Source organism: Saccharibacter floricola DSM 15669, assembly GCF_000378165.1.
Lineage (GTDB): Bacteria > Pseudomonadota > Alphaproteobacteria > Acetobacterales > Acetobacteraceae > Saccharibacter > Saccharibacter floricola.
Window position 1 is genome coordinate 54271 of record NZ_KB899343.1, and the last position, 20837, is coordinate 75107.

General features: G+C 51.0%; 18 protein-coding genes. 10 read left to right on the forward strand and 8 right to left on the reverse strand.

The window, feature by feature from the left end:
• The first annotated feature begins 119 nt into the window (after positions 1 to 119).
• Positions 120 to 1481, forward strand: a complete 1362-nt coding sequence (gene glmM / locus F457_RS0109335) for a phosphoglucosamine mutase (protein ID WP_018980876.1) — start codon at positions 120 to 122, stop codon at positions 1479 to 1481.
• A gap of 70 nt (positions 1482 to 1551) precedes the next feature.
• Here the strand turns inward: glmM and F457_RS0109340 are convergent, their stop codons facing one another.
• The 6 genes from F457_RS0109340 to F457_RS0109365 form a co-directional block, all read right to left on the reverse strand.
• Positions 1552 to 2292, reverse strand: a complete 741-nt coding sequence (locus F457_RS0109340; protein ID WP_018980877.1) for a response regulator transcription factor — start codon at positions 2290 to 2292, stop codon at positions 1552 to 1554.
• 362 nt (positions 2293 to 2654) lie between these two features.
• Positions 2655 to 3083, reverse strand: a complete 429-nt coding sequence (locus tag F457_RS0109345) for a hypothetical protein (RefSeq protein WP_018980878.1) — start codon at positions 3081 to 3083, stop codon at positions 2655 to 2657.
• 5 nt (positions 3084 to 3088) lie between these two features.
• Positions 3089 to 4333 carry an aminopeptidase gene (locus tag F457_RS0109350; RefSeq protein ID WP_018980879.1) on the reverse strand — a complete coding sequence of 415 codons (1245 nt, stop codon included), beginning with the start codon at positions 4331 to 4333 and terminating at the stop codon, positions 3089 to 3091.
• 96 nt (positions 4334 to 4429) lie between these two features.
• Positions 4430 to 4678: a hypothetical protein gene (locus F457_RS12770; RefSeq protein WP_018980880.1), complete on the reverse strand. Its 249-nt coding sequence runs from the start codon at positions 4676 to 4678 to the stop codon at positions 4430 to 4432.
• A 78-nt stretch (positions 4679 to 4756) separates the two neighbouring features.
• Positions 4757 to 5830, reverse strand: a complete 1074-nt coding sequence (gene hisC, locus F457_RS0109360) for a histidinol-phosphate transaminase (protein ID WP_018980881.1) — start codon at positions 5828 to 5830, stop codon at positions 4757 to 4759.
• On the reverse strand, positions 5827 to 6330 hold the full coding sequence (locus F457_RS0109365) for an ankyrin repeat domain-containing protein (protein ID WP_018980882.1): 504 nt from the start codon (positions 6328 to 6330) through the stop codon (positions 5827 to 5829). The genes hisC and F457_RS0109365 overlap by 4 nt, the downstream gene beginning before the upstream one ends.
• Positions 6331 to 6589: 259 nt before the next feature.
• Between F457_RS0109365 and tkt the strand changes: the two genes are divergently transcribed.
• The 7 genes from tkt (at position 6590) to F457_RS0109400 (ending at position 15454) form a co-directional block, all read left to right on the forward strand.
• Positions 6590 to 8662 carry a transketolase gene (gene tkt, locus F457_RS0109370; protein ID WP_018980883.1) on the forward strand — a complete coding sequence of 691 codons (2073 nt, stop codon included), beginning with the start codon at positions 6590 to 6592 and terminating at the stop codon, positions 8660 to 8662.
• Between the two features lie 24 nt (positions 8663 to 8686).
• Complete coding sequence (locus F457_RS0109375) at positions 8687 to 11536, forward strand: bifunctional transaldolase/phosoglucose isomerase (protein ID WP_018980884.1); 2850 nt, start codon at positions 8687 to 8689, stop codon at positions 11534 to 11536.
• A gap of 3 nt (positions 11537 to 11539) precedes the next feature.
• The gene (gene gnd, locus F457_RS0109380) at positions 11540 to 12541 is read left to right on the forward strand and encodes a phosphogluconate dehydrogenase (NAD(+)-dependent, decarboxylating) (RefSeq protein ID WP_018980885.1); all 1002 of its coding nucleotides are present in this window, start codon (positions 11540 to 11542) and stop codon (positions 12539 to 12541) included.
• Between the two features lie 71 nt (positions 12542 to 12612).
• A complete protein-coding gene (locus F457_RS0109385) occupies positions 12613 to 13443 on the forward strand; it encodes a Cof-type HAD-IIB family hydrolase (protein WP_018980886.1) in 831 nt (276 codons plus the stop codon).
• A gap of 24 nt (positions 13444 to 13467) precedes the next feature.
• A complete protein-coding gene (pgl, locus tag F457_RS0109390; protein ID WP_018980887.1) occupies positions 13468 to 14211 on the forward strand; it encodes a 6-phosphogluconolactonase in 744 nt (247 codons plus the stop codon).
• Positions 14208 to 14894: a ribose-5-phosphate isomerase RpiA gene (rpiA, locus tag F457_RS0109395; protein ID WP_018980888.1), complete on the forward strand. Its 687-nt coding sequence runs from the start codon at positions 14208 to 14210 to the stop codon at positions 14892 to 14894. Before pgl ends, rpiA begins: the two co-directional genes overlap by 4 nt.
• Positions 14882 to 15454 (forward strand): gluconokinase, encoded by a 573-nt coding sequence (locus F457_RS0109400; protein ID WP_018980889.1) that lies wholly within the window; start codon positions 14882 to 14884, stop codon positions 15452 to 15454. The genes rpiA and F457_RS0109400 overlap by 13 nt, the downstream gene beginning before the upstream one ends.
• 82 nt (positions 15455 to 15536) lie before the next feature.
• Here the strand turns inward: F457_RS0109400 and F457_RS0109405 are convergent, their stop codons facing one another.
• Positions 15537 to 16994, reverse strand: coding sequence for an ATP-binding protein (locus F457_RS0109405; protein ID WP_026294328.1), 1458 nt, complete (start codon positions 16992 to 16994; stop codon positions 15537 to 15539).
• Between the two features lie 8 nt (positions 16995 to 17002).
• On the reverse strand, positions 17003 to 18241 hold the full coding sequence (locus F457_RS0109410; RefSeq protein WP_018980891.1) for a TIGR03862 family flavoprotein: 1239 nt from the start codon (positions 18239 to 18241) through the stop codon (positions 17003 to 17005).
• A gap of 82 nt (positions 18242 to 18323) precedes the next feature.
• On the opposite strand from F457_RS0109410, the gene panC reads away from it, so the two are divergent.
• Complete coding sequence (panC, locus tag F457_RS0109415; RefSeq protein WP_018980892.1) at positions 18324 to 19160, forward strand: pantoate--beta-alanine ligase; 837 nt, start codon at positions 18324 to 18326, stop codon at positions 19158 to 19160.
• Between the two features lie 195 nt (positions 19161 to 19355).
• Positions 19356 to 20468, forward strand: a complete 1113-nt coding sequence (locus F457_RS0109420; RefSeq protein WP_018980893.1) for a glycerol dehydrogenase — start codon at positions 19356 to 19358, stop codon at positions 20466 to 20468.
• Positions 20469 to 20837: the final 369 nt, after the last annotated feature.

Below are 20837 nucleotides of genomic sequence, written 5' to 3' on the forward strand. Positions count from 1 at the left end.
CGAGAAGGTTCGTTATACGCCTGTTTTGTGTTAAAGGCGTCAGATTATTATTGATGCACAGGGTTGCATTCTGAATTGTCGGATCGACGCGATGTGACGGGTGAGAGAGGGACGTATTCATGGCTGGTAAGCGAGTATTTTTTGGTACAGATGGTATTCGCGGTCAGGCTAATACGTCTCCGATGACCGTAGAGGTCGCCCAAAAGCTTGGCCAAGCGGCGGGAATACAATTTACAACGCAGTCTAACCATCGCCATACGGTGATTGTCGGTAAAGATACGCGTCTTTCAGGGTATATGATTGAATGCGCCTTGGTGTCGGGTTTCTTAGCCGCTGGGATGGATGTCATTCTTGTTGGCCCCCTTCCGACGCCAGCCGTCGCTTTTCTGACCCGTTCTTTGCGGGCGGATTTGGGCGTGATGATTTCTGCATCCCATAATCCGTTTACGGATAATGGAATTAAGCTTTTTGGCCCTGATGGTTTTAAGCTGTCCGATGCGATGGAAGCGGATATCGAAGGCCTAATGCAGCAAGATTTGTCGGGGAAATTGGCAACGCCTGAACATATCGGTAAAGCGTCTCGCCTAACGGATGCTGCGGGGCGGTATGTGGAAAATGTGAAATTCTCCTTCCCGCGTGGGCTGCGTTTAGATGGGCTTAAAATCGTTCTCGATTGTGCGAATGGTTCTGCTTACCGTGTTGCCCCTGCTGCTTTGTGGGAGCTGGGGGCTGAGGTGATTTCCATCGGCTGCCATCCAGATGGGGTGAATATTAACGATGGCGTTGGCTCTACACATCCACAGCGTATGTGTGCGGCGGTAAAAGAGCACGGCGCGCATTGTGGGATCGCTTTAGATGGCGATGCAGACCGTGTTCTTTTTGCCGATGAAGAAGGACATTTGGTGGATGGAGACCAGATTCTTGGTCTTATTGCGGCATCATGGCATGAGCAGGGGCGCCTGAGAGGGCAGGAAGTTGTCGCAACGGTTATGTCCAATATGGGGTTAGAAAAATATCTCCAAACGATGGGACTGGCGTTGCATCGTACAGCTGTGGGCGACCGTTATGTGGTGGAGCGTATGCGCCAGGTGGAGGCGAATTTAGGCGGCGAGCAATCTGGCCATATGGTATTGTCTGATTACGGCACAACAGGCGATGGTTTGCTGGCGGCACTACAAGTTTTAGCGGTTATGGTCGCGAAAGATCAAACTGCCAGCCAAGTTTGCCGGATCTTTAAGCCTTATCCTCAGCTTTTGGAAAATGTGCGCTACACGGGTGAAAATCCACTTAGAAGCTCTGAAGTGGCTGAGATTAGCCAATGGGCTGCGTCTATTTTAGGCGATCAAGGGCGGCTCGTGCTCCGTGCTAGTGGGACTGAGCCGTTGATCCGTATTATGGTCGAAGCTCAGAATGAGGAGACCGTACGGGAAGTGGTGCAGCAGGTTCGTGAAAAGATTTGCCGTGTGATTTCTGTAGCGTAACTGACGACAGCAACACGTCTCTTATGTGGCTTTATCAACATAAGAGACGTGTTGCTGTAAGAGAACGTTTTTAGATCGCTTCACGTAAGTTAGACGCCGTATGTGCCGATGATACTGGTGCTGAGGGAGCAGGCTGTTCTGGTTGTTCAGACAAAATATAGCCACGACCCCATACGGTTGTGATCATATGACCAGCTCCGAAACGTTGGAGCTTTCGTCTTAGCTTACAGATGAAAACATCAATGATTTTCATTTCAGGCTCATCAATCCCTCCATAAAGATGGTTCAGGAAGGTATCCTTGGTAAGGATAGCACCACGGCGAACGATCAAAAGTTCCATAATGGCGTATTCTTTACTGGTTAGATGTAAGAACTGTCCATCAATGCTGATCATTCGACTGCTGAGATCAAGTTCAAGTGGGCCAACTTTGATACGTGGTTCAGCAAAGCCATGGGCGCGACGCATGAGAGCCTGAACACGAGCAAGAAGCTCATCATTATCGTAAGGCTTAATCACATAATCATCAGCACCTGCAGCAAAGGCCATGACTTTAGCTTGAGGCTGCATGAGTGTGGAGATGACCATAATTGGTGTTGTGATTTGCGCGCGTCTTATTTGACGAATAATGTCATGACCTTCCATATCCTCAAGAGACATTTCAGTAATGAGGAGGTCATAATCATAGTATTTTAGCATGTTGATCGTATCACTTCCTGAAGTCGCATGATCGACTGTATAGGAAGCATTCCGCAACATTCTAATAAGAGGGGACGAGATAAAAAGGTCACTTTCCGCGATTAAGACACGCATAGGTTTTAGCTCCTGTGGTGGAAATACAATTAGAAGCAGTATCAGCAATAAATGCAACCATAGATTGTTTTTTGTGAATTTTACAACCAGACAGTGTGTTAGTACCACGGTCAATCGCGCATATGATGGAACAAAAAAGTAGGTAAACATTTAGCTGAAATGCTGATTCATTATAAAAACAATAAAGGTAAAAATAACGTATAAGTAAAAATGGGATAACGTTTCTTGTAGGAATTTTATTTCAAAATTTATTTTAAATACCATCAAATTTAGTGAAATAAGGCTATTAAAGAACGTTTATAAAAAACCTCGCCCGAATCGAGACGGGCGAGGGAATAAGGTTATAGGAAAGTTTCTTCACCCTATGGCGAAGAAGGGCGTATAATGTCCGAAATTTGATCGGGTGTCCCGATGAGTGCACACGCAACGTGGTGAGATGTGTCCTTTACAAAAACGAGGCGTGTTTGCGGGCTACTTGGGAAGAGATCCGTTTCAAGACTATAGAGAGAGGGTGGAGGGCTCTGTTCATGCTCTTGTGCAGCTTTCGCTGCTTGGGTCATGAGGAGCCCAATACTTTTCTCAAGAGCTGTGAGAACGCGTGTAGCGGTGTCAGCAACCGTTTCTTGTTCTTGAGCGTGATGACTAATCAGCTCATTCCATCCTGAGCGTGTAATGAAAGCGGGAATGCCATCTTCTGGTGTTTCGCGCTCTGCTCTCACAATGGACCCAGATTGAGCCAATGTGAGGATGTTAAGTTCCGGTAGCTGAGCTGGATCAAGCGAAATAGGCATAAATATTAGTCCAGCACCCACTCACCCTGGCGGAGAACAGGCGTGCGCTCTCCGTTTTTGATGCCATCAACATCAATTTTGTCAGAACCAATCATCCAATCAATATGGATAATGGAATGGTTGGCACCACGAGCAATCAGCTCTTCTTCACTCAAGCCTTCGGGATCGGTCATGCATTTTGTGTAGGCTTGACCCAAAGCGATATGGCAGGATGCGTTCTCATCAAAAAGCGTGTTGCGATACAGGATACCGCTTTGTGAAATAGGGGATGAGTGCGGCACAAGAGCGACTTCGCCAATGCTTCGGGCCCCGTGGTCGCTTTCAAGAATACGGTTGAGGACGTCCTCGCCTTGGTCAGCATGAGCGTCAACAATACGGCCATTTTCAAAACGAACCGTGATTCCATCAATGAGAGAGCCTTGATGGAACAAAGGCTTAGTAGAGGAAACAGTGCCGTTGATATGAGAGCAATGTGGCGTCGTGAAGACTTCTTCCGTTGGAATGTTGGGGTTACAGACTACGCCATTGCCAGCCTTTTCGGCCCCACCAGCCCAGAGATGGCCATCAGCAAGACCGATATCAATATCAGTGCCAGGGCCTTTAAAGTGGAGCGAATCGAAACGTAGCTTATTGAGTAGAGTGGAGCGGTTATGGAGGACACGGTTATGGTCTGCCCATGCCTGAACGGGGTTTTCTGTATCGGCGCGAGACGCACTAAAGATACCCTTCCACAGAGCGTCCATAGCCTCTTTCTCTGGCATATCCGGAAAGATTTGCTGGGCCCAAGCCGGCGTTGCGCAGGCGATGATGTTCCAGTTGGTTGCAAACTGGGTGATAATCTCCATCGCGGGGCGGTTTGCGCGTGAAGCGGCCCGGCTGACGCGTGAGACATGGTCGGGATTTTGGCCTTTGAGCAGGGTTGGATTGCCACCAGTAATGGCCATGCGTGCGGCCCCTTCACGGAAGGCTTTGGCAATACCGTCAGCCATCCAAGTTGCGGCCGTATCGAAGCTCTCTTCAGGCGCATGAGCAAAGCGAGCGAGGAGGGCTTCATCATCATTGTAGAAAGTTGTGACCAAGGAAGCCCCAGCCTTATAGGCATGGGTGGTGATGCGACGCACGAGCGGTACGGCATCAAGCGGTGCAGTGATGATGAGCTGTTGCCCTTTTTGGAGGTTTAGTCCAACGCGGACGGACGTTTCAGCAAGACGATCAAGGAGTTGATCGTGTGAAAGAGAGGAATGAGACATAGCCGTTGCACCCTGATGTTAGGAGACAAGAAATTAAGGCTATCGTGACGGCTGAACGCCAGAAGTGCAACGGGTCTAATGATGAGAAAAGTGAGCTTAATCGGCGTGCAAGACGTAGGAGCGGTGTGGACGTTCTTGCGGTGCGGAAGGAGACGTTGGTTTTTGCCGCAAATCTGAGCGTAATTCACGAATGCGGCGCTCGATGCTTGCGCGTAAAGCCGGCGTTGTCTGCGGGCGTAACCGTAAGGCCGTATTGCAGAGCTCGTTAAGCTGGCGGCGCTTTTCATTGTTGTTACGCCGAATAGGGCGATGTTCGGCAAGTGTGCGATGAGCGGGACGCATCATGAAACCCTCCTGCTGGTTGTGAAGGTCTACAGCTGTAGAACCTCCAACAACCATGCAGGAGGAAAGCTTACGAGGCCGTTAACGGCGTGTATTTTTCTCTATAAGATCAAGGGCTTCTAGAAGGCGTTTGCTATCGTGGTCTGTGCCAATCGTAATACGTAGCCAGTCCTTAATGCGTGGTGAAGAGCCTTGATAGCGCACAATGATCGCCTGATCTCGCAATGCTTGGGCCAGCTTGCCGGCATCATGCTGTGGATGATGCGCCAAAATAAAATTCGCATAAGAAGGGAGAACGGTGAGCCCACGTTGGCGCAAATCAGCGATCAAGGCATCACGGGTTTTGATGATTTTCCGTGTCGTGTCTTCAAGCCATGCTGTATCGCGGATGGAGGCTTCAGCACCAGCTTGGGCTGGGCGGGAGAGCGGGTAGGAGTTAAAGCTATCTTTGACGCGGGTGAGCCCATCAATGAGTTCTTCAGAACCGATAGCATACCCTACGCGAAGCCCAGCGAGGCCAGATGATTTTGAGAAAGTGCGTACAATAAGTAGGTTATCGTAACGCTTGATGAGAGGGATGGCACTTTGACCGCCAAACTCGACATAGGCCTCATCAACGACGACGGTTCGGTCTGGGTGGCGTTTAACGAGAGCTTCAATGTCTTCAACAGGAAGAAGCATTCCCGTATTGGCGTTCGGGTTAGCGAGAATGATACCGCCGCATGGCCCGGTATAGTCTTCTTGATGAATGGAGAAGTCTTCTCGCAAGGGGATCATCCGATACGGCAGATCGAACATCTGACAGTAAATAGGATAGAAGCCATAGGTGACATCGCTGAAGAGAACGGGTTCATCAGGATGGAACAGAGCACGGAAGACATGAGCAAGCACTTCATCGGAGCCATTGCCGGGGAAGATATTCTCAACGCCAACGTCATAGCACTCAGCAATCGCTTGGCGGAGCCCTTGTGAGGTTGGGTCGGGATACAGACGAAGCGTGTCTGAAGCCGCGTCTTTAATAGCCTCAATCGCCTTTGGGCTAGGGCCATAAGGAGATTCGTTCGTGTTGAGCTTTGTTAAATTGGTGAGTTTAGGCTGCTCACCTGGCGTGTAAGGCTGAAGTGCGCGAACGCTCGGGTTCCACAAACGGCTCATGACGGAGTGCTTTCATCGAAGAGGGTAAGGCCTTGATGGGTGGCCATTTCGCGGGCGGACATGCCTTCTGCGTCGCGGAGTTCAGGGTTTGCACCATGGCGTAGGAGAAGGCGGGCCATATTCTCGCGCCCGAACATAACAGCGAACATTAAAGGCGTGCGCCCTGCATGGTTGGGCTTATCAACCACCGCACCTTTGTCGATCAACAATGTGGCGATGTCTTCAAACCCCTTAAAGGCCACGCCAGAGAGGGCGGTGGCTCCTTTTTCGTCGATCTCATTAGGGTCTGCCCCATGTTCGAGAAGGAGACGAGCCGCTTCAATCTGCTCATTGTAAGTGGCAACGATCAGTGGAGTATAACCCCGGCTGTCCGTGCAGTTTATTGGCATGCCAGCGTCCAAAAACTGCTTCAATAAGGAGCACTCGCCCGAGCGAGCAGCGTCAATGAACAGAGCGGTGATCTGTTCTGGTGTGAAATGCATAGCGTCGGCTTGCGTCATGATTGATGCTCATCCGTGTAAATGGCCGGTAATAATCGTCAGGCTAGCCTGTTGCGCGTGGGAGGGAAAGACGAGGGCTGTGCTTTCTGAGACAGGGAAAAACGATCATCATGTCGAAAATGCACAGTTTCTTTACAGAAGGCATTGCGTCAGACGAAGGATCGCGCCACTTGTGGGGGCGTCATTCCCAGAAGATGGAGAGGTTAGGGGTGATCTCTTCAGCCTTCGGGAGATTCTGAGCATAAAGGACTGTAAAAAAGTGACCAGTACGCTGTCAAAACTCTGTATTGACACCATTCGCACCTTGTCGATGGATGGTGTTGAGCGCGCAAAATCCGGGCATCCAGGAACCGCTATGGCTCTCGCACCGGCAATGTACGCTTTTTGGCAGTATGATATGCTCTATTATCCGGCAAACCCCCTCTGGCCGGCACGCGATCGATTCGTACTATCAGGCGGCCATGCGGCTATTTTGCTGTATTCTGTTCTGCATCTCGCTGATGTTCATGATGTTGAAGACGGGAAAGTGGTTGATCGTCCTGCTTTAACGCTAGAGGATTTACGCTCTTTCCGGCGCTTAGATTCGCGCACGCCCGGGCATCCTGAATATGGGCTTACCGCTGGGGTGGAGGTTACGACCGGCCCGTTGGGTCAAGGCTGTGCGAATACAATCGGTATGGCCATGGCACAGCGCTGGCTGTCAGCCACGTATAACCGTCCGGGATTTTCCTTGTTCGATTATCATATCACCGCCTTCTGTGGGGATGGTGACTTGATGGAAGGTGTGACGGGTGAGGCCGCGGCCATGGCGGGGCATTTGCAGCTCGGTAATGTCACATGGGTGTATGATTCCAACCGTATTTCCATCGAAGGGGGGACAGACCTCGCTCATACGGAAGATGTCGGTAAGCGTTTTGAAGCGTATGGCTGGCAGGTTCTTTATGTCGCTGATGGCAATGACGTGGGGGCCATCATGCAGGCCCTTAAAGAAGGGAAAGAGGATAAAGAGCGGCCAACACTGATCATTCTCACAACAGTGATTGGCTACGGCGCTCCTAATAAAGCTGGCAAGGCCTCAGCCCATGGAGAGCCTCTGGGGGAAAATGAAATTATCGGTGCGAAAGCGGCCTATGGCTGGCCAGAAGATGCGCCTAATTTTATGATCCCGGATGGTGTGAAAGAGCATTTTGCTGAAGAATCTGGCGCGCGAGGAAAACAGGCTTATGCAAAATGGCAAGAGCTCTTTGCTCGCTATCATGAGGAATACCCTCAAGAGGCTAAGGAGCTCGATACGCTTTTTGCTCATGAGTTACCGCAGGGTTGGGATAAAGACATTCCGATCTATCCTGCCGATGATAAAGGAATGGCCTCACGTCAAAGCTCGGGTGAGGTTCTCAATGCAGTGGCGAAGAATATCCCGTGGATGATTGGCGGGGCGGCGGATTTATCCCCTTCGACACGGACAACGATCAAAGGATCAGGGGCTTTTCAAGCACCGGGCATACGAGGTGTGATGGGGTCTTACAAAGGCCGCAATATCCATTTTGGTGTGCGTGAGCATGCGATGGGTGCTGTCTGTAATGGTATGGCTCTGACAGGATTGCGTGTCTTTGGTGCCGGCTTCTTGATCTTTTCTGATTATATGAAGGCTCCTATTCGTCTTGCCGCGCTGATGCATCTTCCTGTGGTGTATGTGTTTACCCATGACTCCATTGGTGTGGGAGAGGATGGGCCTACCCATCAGCCGATCGAACAATTTGCACAGTTGCGAGCAACGCCGGGCTTGACGCTTTTACGTCCATCCGATGCGAATGAAGTTGCTGAAAGCTGGCGTGTGGCGATGAATGTCTCACGTCGTGGCCCGGTTGCGTTAGCATTGAGTCGCCAAAACCTACCGACGATTGATCGGACGCATTATGCACCTGCTGCTGGCGTCGCACGGGGTGCGTACGTGCTGGCAAGCTGTGAGGGAACGCCAGAAATCATTTTGATCGCTTCGGGTTCTGAGGTTTCTTTAGCGGTTAAGGCGTATGAGCGTTTGACGGACGAAGGTGTGAAAGCGCGCGTCGTTTCAATGCCGAGTATGGATTTGTTTGAAGAGCAGGATAAAGCGTATCGTGATACGGTGCTTCCTCCTTCAGTAGCGAACCGCGTTGGCATTGAGATGGCGTCTGGCTTCGGTTGGGATCGCTATCTTGGCCTCAAGGGTGCCATGATTTCGTTGAATGGTTTTGGTGCATCCGGAGCGGCCGGTGCCTTGATGGAGCGTTTTGGCTTTACCGAAAATGCTGTGTATCAAGTGGCACAGGAACAGCTGAAAGATCAGCATTAAAGGGTAAAAACGGGGAGAGAAAACATGGCCAATGATACAGAGAAAAGTCCCCTAAATCAGCTTGCTCGTTGTGGTCAGTCGATTTGGCTTGACTTCATTCGTCGTGATTTCACGACGAATGGGTCGCTCAAAGAGCTGGTTGACCATAATGTTGTGCGAGGGGTGACCTCTAACCCCTCCATTTTTGAGAAGGCGATTGGCCATGGGGCGGAGTATGAAGAGGAAACACGCGCGCTTTTGGCTCAAAAATCGCTTTCAGCAGGGGAGCTGTACGAGCATTTAGCCGTTGAGGACATTCAACACGCTTGTGACGTTTTAGCGCCTGTTTTTAATGCGACGAATAAGCGTGACGGTTATGTAAGCTTTGAGGTCTCTCCTTACATTGCTCATGATCAGGACGCGACTCTTCATGAAGCGCGGCGCTTATGGCGGGCTGTCGCTCGTGATAATCTCATGATTAAAATCCCAGCAACGGTTGAGGCTGTTGGTGCTGTTCGTCAGGCGATTGCTGAGGGTATCAATGTTAATGTGACGCTGCTTTTCTCCATTGAGCTTTATAAGGACATTTTAGAGGCTTATATCGCTGGGCTAGAAGCGCGGGTTGCTCAGGGAAAAGCCATTGACCACGTTGCGAGTGTGGCTTCCTTCTTCGTTAGTCGTATCGATACAAAAATTGATGCCGAGATTGATCGCCGTGTTGCGGATGGCGATCTGCAGGCAGGGGCTCTTCAAGCGTTGCGTGGTAAGGTGGCCATTGCAAATGCTACTTGTGCTTACCATTATTATAAAGAGGTGACGGAGAGTGAGCGTTGGAAGGCGCTGGCCGCTCAGGGTGCTCAGACGCAGCGTCTCCTTTGGGCAAGCACGAGCACGAAAGATAAAGCTTATCGCGACGTGCTTTATGTCGAGGAGCTCATTGGTGATGCTACAGTTAATACGCTGCCTCCAATAACGTTAGAGGCGTTTCGTGATCATGGTGTTGCGCAGCCTCGCCTAGCAGAAGGAGCTGAGGAGGCACGTCATGTTTTGACACAAGCTGACCGGCTTGGTTTAAAACTGGATGATATAACTGACACTTTATTAACTGAAGGATGTGCAGCATTCTGCTTATCCTTTGACGCGCTTTTGGGCGCGGTTGCAGCACGGCGGGAGGCAGTTTTGGGCGAAAAACTTCTAACAGTATCAAATGCGCTGCCCGATGATATGGCAGCTTCTGTAGTAGCGGCTGAAAAAGAATGGAGCCGCGAAGATAAAATACGTCGCTTGTGGGAGCGAGACGCGTCTGTCTGGACGAATGGCTCAGAGAGCAAGTGGCTTGGATGGTTGACCGCTGCGCAAGATGGGCTTGCGAATATTGATGCGTATAACCGCCTTGCACAGGACGTTAAAACCCACGGTTACAAAGATGTTCTGCTGCTCGGTATGGGGGGCTCCAGCCTTGGCCCAGAGGTGTTGGAGAAAACGTTTGGCCGTGTTGACGGTGGCCCTACGCTGCATGTCCTTGATAGTACGGATCCACAGCAAATTGCGACGTTCCGTGATGCGGTGGATCTTGGGAATACGCTCTTCATTGTTTCCAGTAAGTCTGGTAGCACGTTAGAACCAAACATCTTGCTGGCTTATTTCTGGGAACAGGCCAAGAAAGCCCTTGGACGGGAGCCGAGCGAGCGTTTTGTTGCGGTGACAGATCCAGGCTCGGCGATGGAGCAGAAAGCCAAGGATCATGGCTTCAGTCATATCTTTTACGGTAATCCTGAAATCGGTGGCCGCTATTCGGTACTGTCTCCCTTTGGGCTAACACCCGCAGCAGCGGCTGGCTATGATGTCCGCGCCTTTTTGGAAAATGTGCAGTTGATGGTGGCGTCATGTGATGCGACGGTACCAGCGATGGTGAACCCCGGCGTGCAGTTAGGGTTAGCACTTGGCGTGGCGGCAACCTCTTTTGGGCGCGATAAAATTACTTTTGTGGCCTCACCGGAGATTGCTTCTTTAGGGGCATGGCTTGAACAGCTTTTGGCTGAGAGTACGGGTAAGCGCGGCACAGGTCTCATCCCCTTTGATGGGGAAACATTGGGAGAGCCTAGCGTTTATGGTCAAGATCGTGTATTCGTAGAGTTGCGTCTCGGGCATGAGCCTGTAGATTCACGCTTGAAGGCGCTGCGTGAGGTTGGTCATCCAGTGTTGGGGCTTCATCTTCAGACACCGGAACAGATTGGTCAGGCTTTCTTCGCTTTTGAGTTTGCAACGGCGGTTGCAGGGTCAATCCTTGGGATTGATCCTTTTGATCAGCCAGATGTGGAATTCAGCAAAGTGGAAACACGAAAGCTGACTGAAGCTTACGCAGAAACAGGTCATCTGCCGGAAGAGGTTCCGTTTGCATCGGATGGGTCTCTGACATTTTATGCGGATGACAAAAATGCGGCTGCCCTCGGAACAGGAGATGCAGCATCAGTCCTGGGGGCACATTTTAAACGTGTTGGAGCAGGGGATTATATCGGTCTGTTAGCCTATATTGAGCGTAACAGCTCGCACACTCAGTGGGAGCAAGACGTTCGTCTTATGTTGAGAGACCGCCTGCATGTGGCGACGGCTGCCCAATTTGGGCCCCGTTTCCTTCATTCGACCGGCCAGGCTTATAAAGGGGGCCCCAATAGTGGTGTGTTCTTGCAAATAACAGCAGAAGATGCTGCTGATCTGGCAATTCCTCATCACGCTTACACATTTGGTGTGGTGAAAGCAGCGCAAGCGCGCGGGGATTTTGATGTCTTAGCATCCCGTGGCCGTCGTGCATTGCGTGTGCATATTACCGGACCCCTCAGCGAAGGTCTCGAACGCCTCGCCAAGGTGCTGTCTGATGTTGTGAAAGGAGCTTAATGAATGCGTATCGGAATTATCGGACTAGGTCGTATGGGCGGAAATATTGCGGTTCGTCTAACGCGACATGGGCATGATGTTGTAACATTCGACCGTACTCCTGCCGTGATTGATAAGATCGTGGACCGGTGTGAGCCAGGACGTGCGCAGGGGGCTCCTACTTTTGAAGACATGGCGCATCTGCTGGAGAATGAAGAGCGCCGTGTTATTTGGAGCATGTTGCCAGCTGGCGAGGTGACCGAAAACTGCATTAAAAAGCTCGCGCCTTTATTGCGTAAAGGTGACATCATCATTGATGGTGGTAATACCTATTACAAAGAAGATGTACGCCGTGCACATGAGCTGGCTGAAAAAGGCATTGATTATATTGATGTCGGTACGTCCGGTGGTGTGTGGGGCTTAGAGCGCGGCTATTGCATGATGTATGGTGGTGAGCGCGCCGCTGCGGATTATATTGATCCGATCTTGAGTGCGTTAGCACCAGGGATTGGTGAGATTCAGCGCACACCAGACCGTGATGATGGCCGTCACGATCCACGTGCTGAGCAGGGGTATCTCTATTGTGGCCCAGCCGGTTCGGGCCATTTTGTGAAGATGATTCATAACGGCATTGAATATGGTATGATGCAGGCCTTTGCTGAAGGGTTTGATGTTCTGAAGTCTAAGAACTCACCTGCAATGCCAGAAGATCAGCGTTATGATCTAAACCTGGCGGATGTGGCAGAAGTCTGGCGTCGTGGGAGCGTTGTCTCCTCTTGGCTGCTTGATTTGACGGCAGAAGCGCTGACGCGTTCTCATGATCTGTCTGAGTTTAGCGGTGAAGTTCAGGATTCTGGTGAAGGACGTTGGACAATCGAAGCAGCGATTGAGGAAGATGTGCCAGCCCCTGTCATGACCGCAGCGTTATTCACGCGCTTCCGTTCACGCACAGGCAATAATTTTGCTGAAAAAGCACTGTCTGCCATGCGGTATGGCTTTGGCGGTCACGTCGAACGTAAAAAATAACATCTTGATGATCAGGGAGCGTGCCGGGTTCGCCGCGCTCCCGGTTCCCTCCTTGATCGGAGTGCGTACTTATGACTAGCGACTCAGCTTCTTCTATTCGACTCGTTCTCTCTGATATGGACGGAACGATTTTGTCGTCAGAGCGTGTTCTTTCCTCCAAAACTCAGATGGCGGTGCGACATTTAAGAGATGTCGGCATTCCTGTAGCGCTTGTTAGTGCACGCCCTCCTCAAGGGATGGTGCCCTATATCCGCCAGTTAGAGCTTCAAGGCCCATGTGCGGCTTTTAATGGCGGACTGATTTTTGATGCTGACGGCGCAATTAAGTACAATATCGTGTTTCCCACGTCTGTCGCGCAGGCGCTATTGAGCTGTTTGGCGGCCCATGAGGGTGATGTGTGGTTTCAGAATAAAGACCGCTGGAGCGTGCGTGATGCGACGCGATCTTTTGTCACCAATGAGAGCCGGATTATCGGGGTGCAGCCTTACGAGGTTGAGAACCTCGCTGCTGAAGCTGGTGACGTGAATCGTATCATTGCGATTGGTGACAATGTCGAAAAAGCGGCGCGTTTAGAACAAGAGCTTGGTGAAAAATTCGCCGGTCAAGCGAGTGTGCTGCGCTCAACCCCCACGAAAATTAACATTACTCCTGCTCAGGCGACAAAGGGGCATGCGCTTCATAAACTTGCGTCATTCTACAATGTGTCAGCTCAACAGGTAGCGTGTTTGGGTGATGCGCAAAATGATCTTCCTATGCTGTGTGAAGCAGGAATGAGCATCGCTATGGGGCAGGCTCCCGAGACTGTGAAGGAAAAAGCAGCCCATATTACAGGAAGTAATGCAGAGGATGGCTGGGCAGATGCGGTTGAAAGGTTCATTATGCCCCACGTAGTGCATAGTTGATTCTACTGATTCGGGAGCAGGAACATGACAACCGATATGCGGCATGCCGTATTTGAAGTTCTTTCGGATGTCGACGCGGTCGCCATGCGTATGGCTGAGCTGTTTATTGAAGCCGTCCAGAACCGTCCAGGGGAGCGTATTCGTATTGCGTTGTCGGGTGGTTCAACCCCTAAGCGCTTATTTGCGATTTTAGCGCGTCCGGAAGTGGCTCAAAAAGTCGATTGGAAACGCGTTGAAATCTTTTATGGGGATGAACGCCACGTACCGGTCGGTCATGCTGACAGTAATCAGAGCATGGCGGAAAGTTTACTTCTGTCGAAAGTCCCGCTTCCAGCAGAGCAGATTCACCCAATGCCAACGCAGGGTCAGGCCCGCGAGGATGCGCAGCGTTATCAAGAGGTGATGGAAGCGTCCTATGGGGCTGAAACCCTAGAGAAAGGCCGACCTTTCTTTGATGTGGTGATGCTAGGTTTGGGCACGGATGGGCATACAGCTTCTTTGTTTCCTGGTGAGCCTGTGTTGGATGAAACCAAGGCATGGGTGTCTGTGTCTGATCCAAAGACAGCACCTCATGAACGTTTGACGTTGACCTATCCCGCAATTGCTTCAAGCCGTAACATTGTTTTCTTGGTGACAGGGGACAATAAGGTGCCGATGTTGCGACGTCTGCGCGAGGGGGATAGCAGCATTCCATCTGGGCGTATTGTTTCGGAAGGTAAAATTCTGGTACTGGCTGATCGTGCAGCCGCCGGAGAACACACTTCATGAATGTTGATGATTGCAAGAGAATGACAGCTCGCCACGCTGCGGACCTCGTCCAGTCCGGCATGGTCGTCGGTTTGGGAACGGGGAGCACAGCCGCTTTTTTAGTAGAGCGTTTGGGTGAGCGTGTCGCAGAAGGGCTGAATATACTGGGAATCCCAACATCAGAGAGCACGGCAGCGCTTGCACGTGCTGTGGGGATCCCGATCACAACTTTTGCGGATCATCCAGAACTTGATATTGCTATTGACGGAGCGGATGAAGTAGAGCGCGGCTCTCTTCATATCATCAAAGGACTCGGGGGTGCCTTGTTGCGTGAGAAAATTGTTGCTCATGCAGCGAAGCGTTTTGTTGTGATGATTGATGCAACAAAGCCCGTTGACCGATTGGGGGAACGAACTCCTGTTCCTGTGGAGATCACCCCATTTGGTTCAGAGTGCACGGCGGCACGTCTTCAAAAATTGGGCGCTCAGATCATTCGGCCACGCCGTACCTTGGCGGGAGAGATGTTCGTCACAGATAACGGAAACATGATACTCGACTGTGCTTTCGGCCCGATTGCGGATGTGCCAGCTTTGGCAACACGCATTGACGGGACTGTGGGTGTGGTGGAGCATGGGTTGTTTCCAAAGATGGCAACCGATGTGCTGGTTGCAACAGAACGAGAGGTTGAACAATGGACGCCATGACTCAAGAGTCTACAAAGTCTCAGGCAGTGTCTGATATTGTTCCGCATTATGTTGTTGTTATGGGTGTTTCCGGAACGGGAAAAACAACGGTTGCGGAAATGCTGGCTCAAACAATGAATTGGCCCTTCCAGGAAGGGGATGCTCTTCATCCACCTGCCAATGTTGAAAAAATGCGTTCAGGTCATCCTTTGGATGATAATGACCGCGCACCATGGCTGGAGCTATGTCGTGAGTGGTTGGCAAAGCAAGTGCAGGGCGGTCATGGCGCTGTTCTAACCTGTTCTGCCTTAAAACGTAGTTATCGTAATATTTTAGACAAGGGGATTCCGGTACAATTTGTGTATCTGAAGGTGGATCCTGAGGTGGTGAAAGAGCGTCTGGAAGCACGGACAGGCCATTATATGCCGCCAACATTGCTACCCAGCCAGTTTGCGACCCTTGAAGAACCGACTGAGGATGAACCTGTGATTGTCGTTCCTGGTGATGCTGGGCCGGAAATTCTGTTGCAGCGTATTTTAGAGCGTTTGCGTCGCGTGCCACCGCCAGAGGAGCAGGCGTAACGTTAAAAGAGCCTATAGTTCTTTTGTAAAAAGCGGCAGGGATGTTTTCCTGCCGCTTTTTGTATAGGGGGCTTGTGAAAAATTAGTCGCTTGCTGTTTGCCAACCGGGGCCAATAATGGCGACGCGTCGTTGTCGTCCTTGTGTTTGGAGAATAATGGCTTCGCATTCTTCTAAATAATGTAATTGCCGGCGTGCACGACCAAGAGAGTGTGTGCCGTAGGCACGGGCAAGAGCAGCATCATCAGGGCAGGGGAGGCCATCCATCGCAGCGCGAGCCAGTAGGAAGAAAACCGCCTGCATATCGTCAGGAAGACGGTTGGCGCGTTCTTCAATATCGTGCCATTCGGCACTTTGGGCACGTTCTCGGTCGATCCCACTTCGGATAGTCCCTAAAAGACGACGGAAGCGCTCCATATTTAACACTGTGCGTGGCAAGCCATTAAGCCGTGCGCGGAGCTGGAAGTCCTGATACAGCGTGGCAAATGGCCGGTAACCAGCGTCCGTTTCACTCACCATATCGGCAATAATCTGCCAGAGTTGTGCTGGATCGGGTGTATTCTCTTCTGTTGCCTGCGTGGCCTGCTCGTCGGCAGAGCGTTGAGCCCCATAGTGATCAAGCTGGGTGATGAGGTCTGGCTTAGGGGCCGTGGGCTCACGCCGTGGGCGTGGCGGCGGTTCCGTAGGTGCTTGCAGGATCATCTCACGCAGTTCTTCTGGAGGAAGGTTAGGCTGTTCGAGAGGGACAAGCTCAGGCCCACCCGCATGGCTTGCGGTTTCAACAGGGCCTATTTTGATGCGTTGTGGCCGGCGGCATAAAGCCGGGCCAAGGGCCATAAATTGCCCGCGATCAAGATCGCGAAAAGCCTCAGCAGCGCGACGTTCCATCCCCAGTAAATCAGCGGCGCGGCTCATATCAATATCAAGGAAAGTGCGTCCCATCAGAAAGTTAGACGCTTCGGCGGCAACATTTTTGGCCAGTTTCGCCAAACGCTGTGTGGCAATAATGCCTGCCATGCCGCGTTTACGGCCACGACACATCAGGTTTGTCATCGCGCTAAGTGAAAGGCGGCGGGCTTCATCGGAGGTATCGCCACCTGCGACCGGTGCAAAAAGCTGGGCCTCATCCACGACAATGAGGACAGGATACCAATAAGCGCGAGGGGTCTCGAACATGCCGGCAAGGAATGCGCCAACAGCACGAAGCTGGGCGTCTGGTTCGGAATGTTCCAGATTGAGGATGACAGAGGCGCGGTGCATACGGGCACGCTCTCCGGCAGTCCGAAGGCTCGCTTCTGTCTGGGTATCGGTGTCGATGACGAGATGGTTATATTTATCGGCTAATGTGACGAAATCCCCTTCAGGATCCACGATAACTTGCTGAACGAGGGATGCCGTTTGTTCTAGGAGACGGCGTAGCAAATGGGATTTCCCCGAGCCAGAATTGCCTTGTACAAGAAGGCGTGTTGCCAGCAATTCGGGCAGGTCAATAAGGGCCTCAGTGCCAGTTCTGTTCTGGCCGAGCACGATAGATCCGGGCATGGTTGACGTCATGGCGCTGTTATACCGTTCCCTGAAGAGAAGAGCCAGCGATGAACGCCTTCTGTGCAGGTATAAGCAGTCGAAAAACAGCCTTGTAGAAGATACCCCCCCGTAGGGGCTTCCCAATCAAGCATTTCTCCGCAGGCAAAAACCCCCGGCTGATGACGGAGCATAAAATCATCGGTTAGAGCGCTATGTTTTAGCCCACCGGACGTAGAAATGGCGCGGTCTAAGGGCATTGGAGCCGTTAAGGTAAGAGGAAGTTGCGTGACAGCACGGGTGAGTTCGTCTGGTGTTTGGGCGTGAGGTGCGCATTCGGAGAGGAGCGCGCGGGCGAAACGGTCTAGCCCGAGGGCTTTGCGTAAACGGTTACTACGACTTTCACGCGGGCGCTGGGATGCAAGGCGTTTATGAATAGCTTCGGCCGATAATGTAGGGCGGAGATTAAGGCTTAATGAAACGGTGTGGTGCGTTTGCAAAGCATCCCGCAGAAGTGGCGAAAGTGTATAGAGAGGAGCGCCTTCAAGGCCGCGGAGGGTTAGGATAAGATCGCCGCGATAATGATGTGTACCATACTGTAGGCGAATACCACGAAGTGTATCGCCCTCATGACGGTCGCTTAATGACTGCGGCCAACGAGGGACGAACCCGCAGTTAGAGGGGCCGAAGGGTGCACAAAGTGTGGGGAAAAGGGAGGCCCATTGCCCGTCACTCCCTAAGCGCGACCAGCTCGCTCCCCCTAAGGCAAGAACGCAGGCTTTATAGGGCACATGACGTGGGCCATGAGGTGTGTCGAACGTAGCCTCGTGAGCTGTGATGGCGGTAAGGCGGTGATGGGGCTGAAAATTGACCCCATGCTGTTCAAGTCGTGAGAGCCACGCGCGGAGCAGCGGGGATGCTTTGAGGCTTTTGAGAAAAATGCGCCCCGAACTGCCTATAAAACAGGGCTGACCTAGGTCTTCTGCCCAATGTTGCAAAGCTGAAGGGGGGAATTGACGTAGCGCAGGTTCAAGCCAAGAGTGCGCTTTCCCATAACGTGAGAGAAAATGATCAAAAGACTCGCTATGGGTTAGATTAAGGCCGCTACGTCCTGCCATAAGAAGTTTGCGCCCAGGTCGTGCCATATGGTCGAAAAGCGTGACCTTATGGCCATAATGGGCTAAGCGTTCAGCGGCAAAGAGACCAGCAGGCCCTCCTCCGATGACAATCACAGAAGAGAGATGAGAAGCGGCTTTTTTGTCTATCATAATGCGATTATTGCCACGAGAAGAAAGGTTTGTCAGGGTGTGCTGGCCAGCCTTATAGCGCAGTTAGGAAAGGAAGACCCGCATGAAACGTTGCACAACCGTTCAAGAGGTGCGTCAGAGCCGAAAAGCACTGGGAACTGTGGGGTTTGTGCCAACGATGGGGTTTCTCCATGAAGGGCATCTTTCTCTTGTGAAGCGGGCGAAGGCTGAGAATGATGCGGTTATTGTCAGTATTTTCGTTAACCCCATTCAGTTCGGCTCCAGTGATGATCTCACACATTATCCTCGTGCGTTAGAACGTGACCTTTCTTTACTGAAGGATGCTGGTGTTGATGTGGTGTTTACACCGGACGTTGAGACGCTCTATCCGCAGGGATTTGTAACCAAAATTGACCTTGAGGGGATTGCTTCCCAAATGGAGGGTGCTTCACGCCCCGGGCATTTTTCGGGTGTGGCAACAGTGGTTACGAAATTGCTCAATATTGTGCAGCCACAGCATGCTTATTTTGGCCAGAAGGATGCTCAACAATGCGCTGTTGTACGGCGTTTTGTGGCAGATCTCAATATTCCAACAGAGATTGTCGTGGTGCCGACAGGGCGTGAGGCTGATGGGTTGGCCTGTTCCAGCCGGAATGTTCGTCTAACGCCGGAAGAGCGGCAGAAGGCCCCGGCTCTCTATAAAGCCCTTCAGAAAGCACAATCGCTTTTTAAAACAGGGGAGCGTTCTTGCCGTGTGTTGGAAAAGGCAATGCGTGATGTGCTCCATCAGCATGGATTAACACGGATTGATTACGCTGTTGTGGTTGACCCAGAGCAATTTACTCCCATCAAAGAAGCCTCTGAAAAAGCGTTAGCTCTTCTTGCTGTTCAGATCGGTGATGTGCGTCTTATTGATAACATTGCATTAGATCAGGCATAGACTATGTTAAAAAACCGTTGTTGCAAGTAGTTATCATATAGATGAAATGGGAATAATTTCATCCTATTTATGACCTATGCAGATGGATACATTCAGACATGACGGATCAACCGTATAATGGCCTAGGCAATACTATTTTTTAAGCGTAGGGTAACTAGTGAATTAGGCGTTTACCATATGCTTTAGGAGGCCTTTATGGTCGAAAAGACACCTCGCTCCGTTACATCTCCAAAGAAATTTATTGTTGGCATGGGGCTACTGTCTCAGCTGCACGATTTTGTGAATGATTTTGGTGATAATGCATTTATCATCAGCGATGAATTTATTCTTGATCGTGTAACAAATGAGTGCCTCCCAGGGCTGGAAAAGGCTGGTCTAAAAGGGGCCGCTGAGAAGTTTAATTACGAATGTACAGACGAAGAAATTAAACGTCTTGGTGAGATCGCTGGCCAGCAAAAAGCTAATGTGATTGTCGGTGTCGGTGGTGGTAAGACACTCGATACGGCTAAGGCTGTGGCGCATTATTACAAAATGCCGGTTTTGCTGTACCCCACCATTGCTTCCACTGATGCGCCTTGCACGGCTTTAGCTGTTGTATATACGAAGGATGGGGCGTTTGATCGCTATCTCTTCCTGCCGCAAAACCCTGATGCGGTGATCGCCGACACGTCCATTGTGGCAGGGGCACCAGTGCGCTTCTTTGCTGCCGGTGTGGGTGATGCGCTTTCCACTTATTTTGAAGCTCGTGCATGCTTTAATTCTGATGGCATCAACTTGATGAACAAGAAGCCATCTCGCACGGGGCTTGGCATGGCAAAAATGTGCTATGATCTGCTGCGTGAAAATGTGGTGGAAGCTATGGACGCCGTGCGGAACAAGGTGTCAACACGCGCTGTTGAAGAAGTTGTGGAAGCAACGATTTACCTGAGCGGGATTGGTGCAGAAACAGGCGGTTTGGCTGCTGCCCATGCGATCCATAATGGGATGACAGAAATTGAAGATCTCCATCATGCTCAACATGGTGAAAAGGTGGTCTTTGGTCTGCTGACACAGCTCGTTTTGGAAAAAGCTCCTCGTGAAGAAATTGACGATGTGGTGCGCGTTCTGAAGGCGGCTTCGCTGCCAATGACGCTGAAGGAAATCGGCTTGAAGAACTTCGTCGAAGCTGATTGGCGCAAGGTGGCAGAGTTGGCTTGTGCAAAAGACGACACAATGAGCAACATGCCTTTCACGGTAACGCCAGAAGATGTCTATAACGCGATTGTTGCTGCCAATGCGATGGCAGAGCGTTATCGCGCAGAAGGCTAAACGATTGTTTGGTTAGGGCGCTGAGGCGTTTTGATGGGCCTGTGGGGTTTCTCTTTAAAGAGAGGCTCCACAGGCCTTTTTTGTAAGGGTTAGTGTAGAATAGCGTATGGGGGATAGATGTTAGAATAAATTACCGAAAACAGACATGCTATGGATCGTATCGTGTACGCTACACCCACCGGAGAGACCGAATAAAAGCAAAAAGAAAAATTTACTCATGAGCACATACCTTAATAATAGATTGCGTCATTTTCGTTCCTCTTCTGTGTTTTCTTATGCTTCTTATAATAGGGTATTGATAGGCTGAGCGCACTAAAAGGGATATGTTTTTTATCTTAAATTTCTTCCATTGTAGAGAAAAATTACGGC

Excerpts from the sequence above, each read along its gene's own strand:
- glmM (WP_018980876.1), top strand. The coding sequence starts at position 120 with ATGGCTGGTAAGCGAGTATTTTTTGGTACAGATGGTATTCGCGGTCAG.
- F457_RS0109340 (WP_018980877.1), bottom strand. The coding sequence starts at position 2,292 with ATGCGTGTCTTAATCGCGGAAAGTGACCTTTTTATCTCGTCCCCTCTT.
- F457_RS0109345 (WP_018980878.1), bottom strand. The coding sequence starts at position 3,083 with ATGCCTATTTCGCTTGATCCAGCTCAGCTACCGGAACTTAACATCCTC.
- F457_RS0109350 (WP_018980879.1), bottom strand. The coding sequence starts at position 4,333 with ATGTCTCATTCCTCTCTTTCACACGATCAACTCCTTGATCGTCTTGCT.
- F457_RS12770 (WP_018980880.1), bottom strand. The coding sequence starts at position 4,678 with ATGATGCGTCCCGCTCATCGCACACTTGCCGAACATCGCCCTATTCGG.
- hisC (WP_018980881.1), bottom strand. The coding sequence starts at position 5,830 with ATGAGCCGTTTGTGGAACCCGAGCGTTCGCGCACTTCAGCCTTACACG.
- F457_RS0109365 (WP_018980882.1), bottom strand. The coding sequence starts at position 6,330 with ATGACGCAAGCCGACGCTATGCATTTCACACCAGAACAGATCACCGCT.
- F457_RS0109375 (WP_018980884.1), top strand. The coding sequence starts at position 8,687 with ATGGCCAATGATACAGAGAAAAGTCCCCTAAATCAGCTTGCTCGTTGT.
- gnd (WP_018980885.1), top strand. The coding sequence starts at position 11,540 with ATGCGTATCGGAATTATCGGACTAGGTCGTATGGGCGGAAATATTGCG.
- F457_RS0109385 (WP_018980886.1), top strand. The coding sequence starts at position 12,613 with ATGACTAGCGACTCAGCTTCTTCTATTCGACTCGTTCTCTCTGATATG.
- pgl (WP_018980887.1), top strand. The coding sequence starts at position 13,468 with ATGACAACCGATATGCGGCATGCCGTATTTGAAGTTCTTTCGGATGTC.
- rpiA (WP_018980888.1), top strand. The coding sequence starts at position 14,208 with ATGAATGTTGATGATTGCAAGAGAATGACAGCTCGCCACGCTGCGGAC.
- F457_RS0109400 (WP_018980889.1), top strand. The coding sequence starts at position 14,882 with ATGGACGCCATGACTCAAGAGTCTACAAAGTCTCAGGCAGTGTCTGAT.
- F457_RS0109405 (WP_026294328.1), bottom strand. The coding sequence starts at position 16,994 with ATGCCCGGATCTATCGTGCTCGGCCAGAACAGAACTGGCACTGAGGCC.
- F457_RS0109410 (WP_018980891.1), bottom strand. The coding sequence starts at position 18,241 with ATGATAGACAAAAAAGCCGCTTCTCATCTCTCTTCTGTGATTGTCATC.
- panC (WP_018980892.1), top strand. The coding sequence starts at position 18,324 with ATGAAACGTTGCACAACCGTTCAAGAGGTGCGTCAGAGCCGAAAAGCA.
- F457_RS0109420 (WP_018980893.1), top strand. The coding sequence starts at position 19,356 with ATGGTCGAAAAGACACCTCGCTCCGTTACATCTCCAAAGAAATTTATT.